Raw genomic sequence first — 12152 nt, 5'->3', positions numbered from 1 at the left:
GAATTATTCAAGCCGCAAGCGCCACGCACTTTGTGGCTAACGCTTGCTTATGTGATATGAACGGTCCGAGTGTTATTGCTGCTTCGCGACAGACTCGTCGCTTATTGGCTTGTGTCGGCGCTATGGCGTCGACCGCTTCCTCTTCCTGCGGAGGTGTGTCCTGCGCGAATGCCATCCCGGCGAGTGAAGCGTCACTTGCTTACACCTTCAACAATCCCTTCTTTTCAATAAACTTCACCACGTCGTCGAGGCCCTCGAGCGCCTTCAGATTACACATCACAAACGGCCGCTCGCCGCGCATCTTCCTCGCGTCCGATGCCATCACGTCGAGGTTCGCGCCCACCAGCGGCGCGAGATCCGTCTTGTTGATCACGAGCAGATCCGACTTCGTGATCCCAGGTCCGCCCTTGCGCGGAATCTTCTCGCCGCCCGCGACGTCGATCACGTAGATCGTCAGGTCCGACAGCTCCGGGCTGAAGGTCGCCGCGAGGTTGTCGCCGCCCGATTCGATGAACACGATGTCCGCATCCGGAAAACGCGTGAGCATGCGGTCGACCGCTTCGAGGTTGATCGATGCGTCCTCGCGGATCGCGGTGTGCGGGCAGCCGCCCGTCTCGACGCCCATGATGCGCTCGGCCGGCAGCGCGCCCGCGACGGTCAGCAGACGCTGATCCTCTTTCGTATAGATGTCGTTCGTGATCGCGACGAGGTCGTACTGGCCGCGCATCGCCTTGCACAGCATTTCGAGCAGCGTGGTCTTGCCCGAGCCGACCGGGCCGCCGACGCCCACGCGCAGCGGCGGCAGCTTCTTCGTGCGGATCTGGCTCGCGGTATGGGAAGCGGAATGATGAGATGCGTTCATGATGGATCGTGGGAATCGTGCTACGAGCGGAAGAGCCGCGAATACTGCGACTCGTGGCGCGCCGACAGAATGCCGAGCTGCGGCGCGAACGTGTTGAGGTCGTCACGCGAGGTCGCCAGCGCGCGCGCGACGGCCGCGTCGATCGGCTCACGCAGCGCGACGATGATGCGCTGCCCCGCGAGTTGGCCGAGCGGCACCGCCTTCAACGCGGCGGCGGCCTGGTTCTCGACCCAACTGAACGCATAGGCGGCGAGCGCGGCATCGACCCGAGCATTGTGCGCGTGAGCGGCGAACGCGAACGCGCTCGGCTGCGCGAGTGGCGTCAGCGACGCGAGCGTTTCGCGCCTCGCCACGTCGCCCCATTCGAGCGACACGCACAGCTGTCGCAGCGACCAGCCCATCTGCTCGGTTTCGCGGCGCAGTTCGGCGGACTCGCGACTCGCGAGGAATTCGGCGTTGGCGTCGGCGAGTTCCACGGCGTCGTGCGTGCGCCAGCGTTCGATCTGCTGCGCGAGGAACGGCAACTCGCCGCGCGCGAGCACGTCGGTCAGGCCGCGTTCGATCCATATGCGCGCGGAGTCGGCATCGGTGATGAGCTGCGCTTCAATCGCCGCTTCGAGACCCTGCGAATAGCTGAACGCGCCAATCGGCAGTGCTGGCGACGCGAGATGCAGCAGCGCGGTGAATTCAGCGATGCGCATGACGATGCGGGTGGTGTCCATGTCCGCACGATTCGTCGTGCACGTGGTCATGGTCGTGATCGTGCGAGTGCGAAGAGCCCTCATGGGCATGAGCATGCTCATGCCCATGATGCTCACCAAACACCTGCTGCGCGATCGCATAGTCCTCGGCGAACGTCTCGTCGTGCCCATGCTTATGTCCACCGCCATACGCCCCGGCTTCAGGCTGAAACGGCAGCGACACCCGCTCGACCGTGGCGCCGATGCGCTCGAGCATGTCGGCGAGCACCGGATCGTATTCGAGTTTCAGATAATCGGCGCCCACTTCGACCGGCGTATGACGATTACCGAGGTGATAGGCGGCGCGCGTCAACGTCAACGCGTCCGATGCGCGTACGACAAGCACGGCTTCATCAGCCGCAACGACACGCACGAGCCCGCCATCATCGGCGACGAGCACGTTGCCATCGCGCAGCACGGTGCCGCGCGGCAACAGCAATGCGATTTCCTCGCCGTCATCGAGCGTCGCGGCGAGACGGCTCTTGCGACGTTCATCGAACGCGAGCGTCAAGGTCGGCGCGCGCTTGACGAGTACCGGCGCGATCTTCAGATGCGGCGCGAGAAGTTTGTTCAGTGTACGCATGATCAGAACAGGAAATAGCGTTGCGCCATCGGCAGCACGGAGGCCGGATCGCAGGTCAGCAACTGGCCGTCGGCGATCACCTGATAGGTTTCCGGATCGACGCTGATGTTCGGGCGCCACGCGTTGTGAATCATGTCGGCCTTCGTCACGTTGCGGCAGTTCTTCACCGCGACGATGCGCTTGTGCAAACCATAGCGTTCGGCCACCTTCGCATCGGCGGCGAGTTGCGACACGAAGGTCAGCGACGTACGGCCCAGCGCTCCGCCGCGCGTCGCGAACATCTCGCGATAGTGCACGGGCTGCGGCGTCGGAATCGATGCATTCGGATCGCCCATCTGCGCCATCGCGATCATGCCGCCCTTCAGGATCAGCGACGGCTTGATGCCAAAGAACGCCGGCTCCCAGAACACGAGGTCGGCCCACTTGCCCGGTTCGATCGAACCGACTTCATGCGCGATGCCGTGCGTAATCGCCGGATTGATCGTGTACTTCGCGACATAGCGTTTCGCGCGGAAATTGTCGTGGCGCGCGTTGTCCTCGGGCAGCGCGCCGCGTTGCACCTTCATCTTGTGCGCGGTCTGCCACGTGCGGATGATCACTTCGCCGACGCGGCCCATCGCCTGCGAATCCGAAGAAAGCATCGACAGCGCGCCGAGATCGTGCAGGATGTCCTCGGCGGCGATCGTCTCGCGGCGAATCCGCGATTCGGCGAACGCGATGTCTTCGGCAATCGACGGATCGAGGTGATGGCACACCATCAGCATGTCGAGATGCTCGTCGAGCGTGTTGACCGTGTAGGGCCGCGTCGGGTTCGTCGACGACGGCAGCACGTTCGCTTCGCCGCACACCTTGATGATGTCCGGGGCGTGGCCGCCGCCCGCGCCTTCGGTGTGATACGTGTGGATCGTGCGGCCCTTGAACGCGGCGACGGTCGCTTCGACGAAGCCCGCTTCGTTTAGCGTATCGGTGTGGATCGCGACCTGCGTGTCGGTATCGTCGGCGACGCCAAGGCAGTTGTCGATCGCCGCGGGCGTCGTGCCCCAGTCTTCGTGCAGCTTCAAACCGATCGCGCCCGCGGCGATCTGTTCGGTCAGCGGGGCCGGCTGGCTCACGTTGCCCTTGCCGAGAAAGCCGAGGTTCATCGGATAGCCGTCGGCCGCTTGCAGCATGCGTTCGAGATGCCACGGCCCCGGCGTGCAGGTGGTCGCATTCGTGCCGGTCGCGGGGCCGGTGCCGCCGCCGAGCATCGTCGTCACGCCGCTCGCGAGCGCTTCCTCGATCTGCTGCGGGCTGATGAAGTGGATGTGCGTATCGATGCCGCCCGCGGTCACGATCAGCCCTTCGCCCGCGATCACTTCGGTGGCGGCTCCAATCGCGATCGTCACATTCGGCTGGATGTCGGGATTGCCGGCCTTGCCGATCGCCGCGATGCGGCCGTCCTTGATGCCGATGTCGGCCTTCACGACGCCCCAGTGATCGAGGATCACCGCGTTCGTCACGACGGTATCGACGACCTCGGCATGCACGCGCTGCGACTGGCCCATGCCGTCGCGAATCACCTTGCCGCCGCCGAACTTGACCTCTTCGCCGTAGGTCGTGAAGTCGCGCTCGATCTCGATCAGCAGTTCGGTGTCGGCGAGGCGCACGCGGTCGCCGGTGGTGGGGCCGAACATCTCCGCGTACGCGCGGCGGCCAATGCGTAGTGTCATGGTGTGGGTCCGGAATGAGCTACAAGCGAGCGACAGGCAAGGCAAGGCGGAGCAGGGCGGTCGAAACGCCAGGGCGCGGGCAGCGCATCACAGCTTGCCCATCACCTTGCCGTTGAAGCCGTAGACGATGCGCTCGCCGGCCAGCGCGACGAGTTCGACCGTGCGCTCCTGACCGGGCTCGAAGCGCACCGCGGTGCCCGCCGCGATATTCAGGCGAAAGCCGCGCGCCGCTTCGCGATCGAACGACAGCGCGTCGTTCACCTCGTAGAAATGATAATGCGAGCCGATCTGCACGGGACGGTCGCCGGTATTCGACACGACCACCGTGACCGTCGCGCGGCCCGCGTTCAGTTCGTGCTCGCCGTCGTCGACGAGGAGTTCGCCGGGAATCATGGGGCCTGCCTTGACGAAGAGGAGTTCAGGGAATCGGGTGATGGACGGTGACGAGCTTGGTGCCGTCGGGAAACGTCGCTTCGACCTGGATGTCGGGGATCATCTCGGGCACGCCCTCCATCACGTCGGCGCGCGTGAGCAGCGTGGTGCCATAGTGCATCACCTCGGCGACGCTCTTGCCGTCGCGCGCGGCTTCCATCAGCGCGGCGGTGATGAAGGCGACCGCCTCCGGATAGTTCAGCTTGAGGCCGCGCGCGCGGCGCCGTTCGGCGAGCAGCGCGGCGGTGAAGATCAGCAGCTTGTCCTTCTCGCGAGGTGTCAGCTTCATCGGGTGTGGGTCTCGGCGTTTGATGTGTCGTGGCGGCGTCGTGGTCGCGTCGCGGTGACGGGGGCCTGGCGTCGCGCGATCATCCGGTCACGGTATCAAGTCCGGCTAACGGCGCGCTTACAACTACGTTTGCGACCGCGCATGCCACCGCGTTTGCAGAATTACAGGTCGGCGGGCAGCGGTGCGCCGAACCACTTCTTCGACATCGCACCGAGCGTGCCGTCGTGTTTGGCCTGGGCGATCGCGGCATCGACCTTCTGTTGCAGGCGCGGCTCGTTCTTGTTCATGCCGACGAAGCACGGCGAGTTCTTGATCACGAACTTCGGCTCCGGACGGCGCGGCGGATTCTTCGCGAGGATCGCGGCCGCGACGATGTTGCCGGCCGCGATCAACTGCACCTGGCCGGACAGGAACGCGGCGATCGTCGCGTTGTTGTCCTCGAAGCGCTTGATCGTCGCGTTCGGCGCCATCTGCGTGAGACCGATTTCCTCGAGCGCGCCGCGCGTCGCGCCGACGGTCTTGCCGGTGAGATCGGCGGGACCGCTCACCTTGATGTCGGCGGGACCGAACACGCCCTGGTAGTACGGCGCGTACGCGCTCGAAAAGTCGATCACCTTCTCGCGCTCGGGCGTTTTGCCGAGCGACGAGATCACGAGGTCGACCTTGCCCGTTTGCAGATACGGAATGCGGTTCGCGCTGTTGACCGGCACGAGTTCGAGCTTCACGTTCATCGCTTTGGCGAGCAGCGCGGCCGTGTCGATGTCATAGCCCTGCGGCTTCATGTCGGGGCCGACCGAGCCGAACGGCGGATAGTCCTCGGGCACGGCGACCTTCAGCACGCCGGCCTTGGCGATGTTGTCGAGCGTGTCGGCGTGCGCGGGGGCCGCATGAAACGCGAGATCGGCGACGATGGGCAGGGCGAGCAATGCGGCTAGCAAGGCGCGGCGCGCGGAGCGGGAGAGAGTGCGGGTCATGGGCGTGAGCAGTGGTGGTGTCGTGGGTGTCGGGTCGTCGCTGGCTTCATCTTGGCCGGCCGCGAAGTGGCGAGTGCAATGCAAGCTGTGTGCCATCCCTCTGCGGCGTGGCGTGGCGGCGTGCTACGCCAGTTCGCGCACAGGGTTGGGGCGTGCGCGTGCGCCGCCTTGGTGCGCAAACAGCGTGATGAAGACGAAAGCGGGAAGCCGCGCTGTCAGGTCGACCAGATCCGCAACGGCACCGCCGCGACACCATGCACGACCGGCCGCAATTGCAGCCAACAGCGCGTGAGCGCGTGCTGCAGCGTTTCCATCGAGCGCGACACCGCGCGCACCAGCAGCACGCCGTTCGTCACGCACGAGGCGGCTGCTCGCAACGTGTCGTCGAACGGCAGTTGCGCGCTCAGCGATTCGGCGAGCGCGTCGTCGCAAGCGGCGCCTACGGCCCACAGCGTGCCGTAGGCCGGAAAGCCGGCGAGCCCCTGCGGCGCGTCGCGCAGCGGATCGTCGGCGGTGAGGCTCGCGCGTTCGAACCACAGCAGCTCGCCATTCGCGCCGACGATGCGCGACACCGCGCGCAAGCTACCCGCCGACCAGCGTTCGCCGGCCGCCTGACGTCCGAGCTGGGTCGCGTCCCAGCCGATTGCGCTCGCGCCGTCGGCGAGCGTCAGCGAAAAATCGAGGTGCGCGTTCGCGTGATCGAACACGATGTTGTTCTGCGGCAGCCAGTCGAGCTTCGCGTGCTCACCGACACGCAGCGCGATGCGCTGCCGCGCCGCGCGGCCGTTCGACTTGTACCACTTGGTTGCGCCCGGCGTCGTCAGCACCGCATGCGTTTGCGCGGCGAGCGTGATGTCGATGTCGAGCTGATCGCCACCCGCGACGCCGCCGGGCGGATGCACGATCACCGCGTGACAGATCGACGGGCCTTCCGGATAGAGCGGCCGTTGCACGCGCAGCGGTCCGTCGTGCAGCCGGTGCGCGAGCGTCGTGCGAGCGTCGCCGCCGACGAAGCCGAGTTCGAGCCGCGCGCGCCACGGCGTGTGCGCGGCGGCGAGCGTGGCGTGGTTTTCGTGAAGCGACATGCGGATGGAGGGGGGAATCGGCGTGCGACGAGGATAGCACGCGTGTCGAAGCGCGCAAGCCGCGGCAGCGGCTACGACGCGGTACTCTCGGGCGAGGCTTCGGTCACCGACAGCACCTTGATGCCCTCCCACTGCGGATGCAACAGTCGCAGCAACGCAAGGATCGCGCGGGGGGTGTTTTCCTGGACGGTCAACGAGTCGCTGCCTGTCTGGATGGCTTTCTTGCCATGTTGGCAATACTGATATTCGACGTGAACCGTCACGGACATGCTTTTCTCCCTCTATATCGATGTTGTGTCGCCGACCCAGGCCGTATCGCGGCGGCGTCTAGGGTACGGGTGTCGGCTCGGCGTGATCGTCCACGCCCCGTTCCGCGCGATTGATGAATCCGCAGTCGAGCAATAGCTGACAGAAAGCTTCCGGCGAACACGACGGCCCGGTCGTCCCGGCCATTCTCGCGAGAACGTCGGGGAACGACGCGAGCACGTGCCAGCTGTCGTAATACGCGTGCAGCTGCGGCGCGAGTTCGTTGCCGAGCTTCTCCCAGCGCACCGACAGCATGCCGACCGTACCGCCGCTGTCCACTTCGAATAGACCGAAAGTGACCGCCGACACGACGTTCATCACCCTGCAATAAGAGGCTGGGTTTCTGTAAAACTCGCGTCTGACCGGCTTGTTGTCGTCCATGGTGTCCACCTCGTCGAACCGTTCTAGCCTGTGTAACGGTTGCGCGGCGGATAACTTGAGCTCGCTTACACGGCAATCAATCCCCTTACCCCATCCGCATCCATGTTCGCCCCCTCGCCGCCCGCGACGATCTCGCCGCGACTCATCACCCAGTAACGATCGGCGATCGCTTTGGCGAAGTCGTAGTACTGCTCGACCAGCAGCACCGTCATGCCCATGTCCTCGACGAGCTGCCGCAGCGTGCGGCCGATGTCCTGAATGATCGACGGCTGGATGCCCTCGGTCGGCTCATCGAGGATCAGCAGTTGCGGCTCGCTCATCAGCGCGCGGCCGATCGCGAGCTGTTGCTGCTGACCGCCGGAGAGATCGCCGCCGCGCCGGTTGCGCATGTCCTTCAGTACCGGGAAAAGCTCGTAGATGCGCTCGGGGATTTTCTTCGGCGCCTTTCTGCTCGCGGCGCCCACCAGCAGATTTTCCTCGACGGTGAGGCGCGGAAAGATATCGCGGCCCTGCGGCACGTAGGCGAGCCCCTGAGCGACGCGGGCATGGGTCGGCAGTTTCATCAACTGTTCGCCGCGCCATGCGATCGCGCCGCTTTTCGCGGGCACGACGCCCATCAGGCAGCGCAGCAGCGTGGTCTTGCCGACGCCGTTGCGCCCGAGCAGCACCGTCAGCTTGCCGTCGGGCACCGTGAGCTTCACGTCGCGCAGAATATGGCTGCCGCCGTAGTATTGGTTCAGTCGGTCTACTTCGAGCATTGTTCGGTCGTCCTGTCGGGTTGACGATGCGGTGCCGCTTCCAGCAGCAATCAGCGGCCTAGATAAGACTCGATCACCGTCTCGTCGCGCTTGACTTCGTCGAGCGTGCCGTGCGCGAGCACGCGGCCTTCGGCCATCACCGTCACCTTGCCTGTGTCGCCCGCGAGCGCCGCGACGAACTCCATGTCGTGCTCGACGACCATCATCGAGCAGGTGCCACGCAGGTGGTTGAGCAATTCGGCGAGTTGCATCGTTTCGTCATCGGTCATGCCGGCCGCGGGTTCGTCGAGCAGCAGCAGCGCCGGTTGCTGCATCAGCAGCATGCCGATTTCGAGGCGCTGCTTCTGGCCGTGCGATAGCTCGCCGGCGAGCCTTCGCGCTTCGCTTTCCAGCCCGATCAGCGCGAGCGTTTCCTCGATGCGGGCCTGCGCGTCGCCATCGAGCCGCGCGCGCAGCGACGCCCACCAGCCCTTGTCGGTCTTCATCGCGAGTTCGAGGTTTTCCCACACCGGATGCTGCTCGAACACGGTCGGCTTCTGGAACTTGCGGCCGATGCCGGCGCGCGCGATCGCCGGTTCGTTCATGCGCGTGAGATCGATCGACTGGCCGAGAAACACCTTGCCGTGATCGGGCGCGGTTTTGCCCGTGATCACGTCCATCATCGTCGTCTTGCCCGCGCCGTTCGGGCCGATGATGCAGCGCAGTTCGCCCGCGTCGATCGCGAGCGACAGCGCGTTCAGCGCGCGAAAGCCGTCGAAGCTGACCGTCACGTCTTCGAGGTAGAGGATCGTGCCGTGCGATACGTCGATCTGGCCGGGCACGACCGCGTGTCCCATGCTCGCGACGCCGCTCAGCGAGCGTTCCGGTGGTGCTTCGGGTAAATCCAGATCGGGAACCATCGGGTTTTCGTTCATCAGCGGTTCCTTTTACGCGTCAGCAGATCGGCGAGCCCCATGATGCCGTTCGGCAGCAGCAGCGGCACCAGCACGAAGATCAGGCCGAGAAAGAACAGCCAGTATTCGGGGAAGTTCGCCGTGAAGAAACTCTTCGCACCGTTCACGGCGAACGCGCCGATGATGGGGCCGATCAGCGTGCCGCGTCCGCCGACCGCCACCCAGATCGCCATTTCGATCGAGTTGCCCGGCGACATCTCGCCCGGATTGATGATGCCGACCTGCGGCACGTACAACGCGCCCGCGATGCCGCACAGCACCGCCGACACGGTCCACACGAACAGCTTGTACGCGAGCGGGCTGTAGCCGAGGAACATCAGCCGCGTTTCGCCGTCGCGCACCGCGCTCACCACGCGGCCGAGCTTCGACGTGACGATCGCGCGCGCGCCGATGAACGCGGCGATCAGCACCGCGAACGTAATGAGCAGCAAGGCGGCGCGCGTGCCCTGATGCGTGATCGGAAATCCGCCGATGCGCTTGAAGTCGGTAAAGCCGTTATTGCCGCCGAAGCCCGTCTCGTTGCGAAAGAACAGCAACATCGCGGCGAAGGTCATGGCCTGCGTGATGATCGACAGATAGACACCCTTCACGCGCGAGCGGAACGTGAAGAAGCCGAACACCCACGCGAGCACGGCGGGTACCAGCACGACGAGCAAGAGCGCGTAGCCGAGATGTTGCGTGCCCTGCCAGTACCACGGCAACTGGTGCCAGTCGAGAAACACCATGAAGTCGGGCAGATCGCTGCCGTACTTGCCGTCGTGGCCGATCGCGCGCATCAGGTACATGCCGATCGCGTAGCCGCCGAGCGCGAAGAACAAAGCGTGACCCAAACTCAGGATGCCGCAGTAGCCCCACACCAGATCGAGTGCGAGCGCGGCGATCGCATAGCACATGAACTTGCCGGTCAGCGTCATCGCATACGCGGACAGATGCAAGGCGCTCGTCTCCGGAATCACCAGCGCGGCGAACGGCACGCCGAGGCCGAACACGATCATCAGCGCGATCAGCGCGAGCCACGCGCGACGCGACAACAGCGCGGGCCGCGGTGGCAGGCCGAGCGCGAAGCCGGTGTTGGACTCGCGCGCGCCGCCAGCGCCAGCGCCAGCGCCAGCGGCACCGGCACCGGCACCGGCGCGCGACGACGAAGCGGAAGCGGGGTCTGCCGATGAAGTAGCCGATGTCATCTCATGCCTCCGCGCTACGGCCCTTCAAGGCGAACATGCCCTGCGGACGCTTCTGGATGAACAGCACGATCAGCACGAGCACCGCGATCTTCGCGAGCACCGCGCCCCAGAACGGTTCGATCGCCTTGCTGACGAGTCCCAGCCCGAAGCCGCCGAGCACGGTGCCCGCGAGCTGGCCGACGCCGCCGAGCACGACCGCCATGAACGAATCGATGATGTAGCTCTGGCCGAGGTCCGGCCCGACATTGCCGATCTGCGACAGCGCGCAGCCGCCGAGCCCCGCGATGCCCGCGCCGAACGCGAACGCATACGAATCGACGCGCGCGGTCTTCACGCCGACGCACGCGGCCATGCGACGGTTCTGCGTGACCGCGCGCACGAACAGACCCAGCCGCGTGCGCGTGAGCACGGCCCACGCGATCGCGACGACGATCAGCGAGAACGCGAGAATCGCGAGCCGGTTGTACGGCAGGATCAGATTCGGCAGCACGGTGACGCCGCCGCTCATCCACGACGGATTGACGACCTGGACGTTCTGCGCGCCGAACAGCATGCGGGTGGCCTGAATCAGGATCAGGCTCACGCCGAAGGTGGTCAGCAGCGTTTCGAGCGGGCGGCCGTACAGGTGCTTCAGCACGAGCCGTTCGAGCACGATGCCGACCAGCGCCGCCGCGACGAACGCGGCCGGTATCGCGAGTAGCGGATACCAGTCGAACGCGTTAGGCGCGAAACGCTGAACGAGGTTCTGCACGACGTAGGTCGCGTACGCGCCGATCATCAGGAATTCGCCGTGCGCCATGTTGATCACGCCGATCAGGCCATATGTGATGGCGAGGCCGAGCGCGGCGAGCAGCAGCACGCTGCCGAGCGACAGCCCCGCGAACAGCGTGCCCGCGATCTGGCTGCGGCGCTGGATCGCATCGAGCTCATCGATGCCGCTTTGCGCTGCCGCGCGCACGCGTTCGTCGGCTTCGGCAAACGTGCCGTCGGCTTTCTTCGCGACCAACGGGCGCAGCAGTTCGTTCATGTCGAGGTCGTGGCGCGCGGCGACCAGTTGCACCGCATCGAGGCGCTTGGCCGGATCCGGGTCGTGCAATGCGCTCATCGCCCACAGCGTGTCGAGACGTTTCTTCAGAGCGGGATCGGTTTCTTTTGCGCGCGCCGCGTCGACGAGTGGCTTGATCGACGGATCGGGGTTTTGCAGCAGCGCGTCGACGGCGGCTGCGCGTGTCGCCTGGTCGGGCGAGGCGAGTTGCAGACCCGACAGCGCGCCCGCCACTTTCGAGCGCAGCAGGTTATTCAGCGTGACCGGTTGCGCGTCGCTCGCGGCGACGGGCTGGCCGGTGACGGCATCGCGGGTGGCGTCGCCGTCCTGCAGCAGTACCGCGCCTGCGTCGGTGGCGAGCGCGTTGTCGTCGGCGAGCGCCTTGAGCACCGCGAGCGACGCGGCATCGTGCGTCGAGATCAGCTTGTCGATCGCGGCGGACTTCGCCTCGAAGTCGTCGCCCGCGAGCGGCGCGACGTCGGCCTGGGTCAGCGCGAATGCGGCGCCCGGCGCGGCGGCGAGAAGGACCGCGAGCGGCACCAGGAGCGTCGCGCCGCGTCGTCGTACGGAAGTCGGAAATGAAAACGCCATGATGGCCTTTTGCACTGGGTTGAATCGATGAGCCGCTCGAGAGTGCGAGGGCGTCGCGTCAGACGTCGGCGCCGCTTCAGCGGGACGTTGCCGCGCATTGGCGTGCGCGGTCACGCCGCGCGACGCAGCGAACGCGCGGCGGCGGCGCGAAGCGCAGGGCGTCCGGGTCACGCGCGAGCCGCGCGCGCGTCGGCACGCAGGTCGCGCGTCGCGACCGGAGCGGCGATACCCGCGCGGTGACCCGCGCGCCACACCGCCGC

General features: G+C 65.9%; 14 protein-coding genes. All 14 read right to left on the bottom strand.

Features of this window, described 5'->3' with window-relative positions; all coding sequences use genetic code 11:
- Positions 1 to 199 precede the first annotated feature (199 nt).
- On the bottom strand, positions 200 to 862 hold the full coding sequence (ureG, locus tag OKW38_RS15585) for an urease accessory protein UreG (protein WP_090803359.1): 663 nt from the start codon (positions 860 to 862) through the stop codon (positions 200 to 202).
- A 20-nt stretch (positions 863 to 882) separates the two neighbouring features.
- On the bottom strand, positions 883 to 1563 hold the full coding sequence (locus OKW38_RS15580; protein WP_429363777.1) for an urease accessory protein UreF: 681 nt from the start codon (positions 1561 to 1563) through the stop codon (positions 883 to 885).
- On the bottom strand, positions 1550 to 2185 hold the full coding sequence (gene ureE / locus OKW38_RS15575) for an urease accessory protein UreE (RefSeq protein ID WP_090803361.1): 636 nt from the start codon (positions 2183 to 2185) through the stop codon (positions 1550 to 1552). Before ureE ends, OKW38_RS15580 begins: the two co-directional genes overlap by 14 nt.
- 2 nt (positions 2186 to 2187) lie before the next feature.
- Positions 2188 to 3894, bottom strand: a complete 1707-nt coding sequence (gene ureC, locus OKW38_RS15570; RefSeq protein WP_429362187.1) for an urease subunit alpha — start codon at positions 3892 to 3894, stop codon at positions 2188 to 2190.
- A gap of 87 nt (positions 3895 to 3981) precedes the next feature.
- Positions 3982 to 4287, bottom strand: a complete 306-nt coding sequence (locus tag OKW38_RS15565; RefSeq protein ID WP_184059704.1) for an urease subunit beta — start codon at positions 4285 to 4287, stop codon at positions 3982 to 3984.
- A gap of 25 nt (positions 4288 to 4312) precedes the next feature.
- On the bottom strand, positions 4313 to 4615 hold the full coding sequence (ureA, locus tag OKW38_RS15560) for an urease subunit gamma (protein ID WP_008923043.1): 303 nt from the start codon (positions 4613 to 4615) through the stop codon (positions 4313 to 4315).
- 161 nt (positions 4616 to 4776) lie between these two features.
- Entirely contained in the window at positions 4777 to 5589 is an 813-nt protein-coding gene (locus tag OKW38_RS15555; RefSeq protein ID WP_429335880.1) for a transporter substrate-binding domain-containing protein, read from the bottom strand.
- Between the two features lie 215 nt (positions 5590 to 5804).
- Positions 5805 to 6674: an urease accessory protein UreD gene (locus OKW38_RS15550; protein ID WP_429362185.1), complete on the bottom strand. Its 870-nt coding sequence runs from the start codon at positions 6672 to 6674 to the stop codon at positions 5805 to 5807.
- Positions 6675 to 6745: 71 nt separating this feature from the next.
- Positions 6746 to 6943, bottom strand: coding sequence for a hypothetical protein (locus OKW38_RS15545; RefSeq protein WP_184059700.1), 198 nt, complete (start codon positions 6941 to 6943; stop codon positions 6746 to 6748).
- Between the two features lie 58 nt (positions 6944 to 7001).
- Complete coding sequence (locus OKW38_RS15540; protein WP_429362183.1) at positions 7002 to 7361, bottom strand: hypothetical protein; 360 nt, start codon at positions 7359 to 7361, stop codon at positions 7002 to 7004.
- A gap of 65 nt (positions 7362 to 7426) precedes the next feature.
- Positions 7427 to 8119, bottom strand: a complete 693-nt coding sequence (gene urtE, locus OKW38_RS15535) for an urea ABC transporter ATP-binding subunit UrtE (RefSeq protein ID WP_018419653.1) — start codon at positions 8117 to 8119, stop codon at positions 7427 to 7429.
- 50 nt (positions 8120 to 8169) lie between these two features.
- On the bottom strand, positions 8170 to 9033 hold the full coding sequence (gene urtD / locus OKW38_RS15530) for an urea ABC transporter ATP-binding protein UrtD (RefSeq protein WP_184007727.1): 864 nt from the start codon (positions 9031 to 9033) through the stop codon (positions 8170 to 8172).
- Positions 9033 to 10256 carry an urea ABC transporter permease subunit UrtC gene (gene urtC / locus OKW38_RS15525; RefSeq protein ID WP_429362181.1) on the bottom strand — a complete coding sequence of 408 codons (1224 nt, stop codon included), beginning with the start codon at positions 10254 to 10256 and terminating at the stop codon, positions 9033 to 9035. The genes urtD and urtC overlap by 1 nt, the downstream gene beginning before the upstream one ends.
- 1 nt (position 10257) lies before the next feature.
- Positions 10258 to 11892 carry an urea ABC transporter permease subunit UrtB gene (gene urtB / locus OKW38_RS15520; RefSeq protein ID WP_187611806.1) on the bottom strand — a complete coding sequence of 545 codons (1635 nt, stop codon included), beginning with the start codon at positions 11890 to 11892 and terminating at the stop codon, positions 10258 to 10260.
- Positions 11893 to 12152 lie beyond the last annotated feature (260 nt).

This window comes from Paraburkholderia sp. MM5496-R1 (assembly GCF_050436205.1).
Classification (GTDB): Bacteria; Pseudomonadota; Gammaproteobacteria; order Burkholderiales; family Burkholderiaceae; genus Paraburkholderia; species Paraburkholderia tuberum.
Note: the sequence above shows the minus strand (reverse complement) of the source record. Positions and strands in the feature narration are given on the sequence as shown.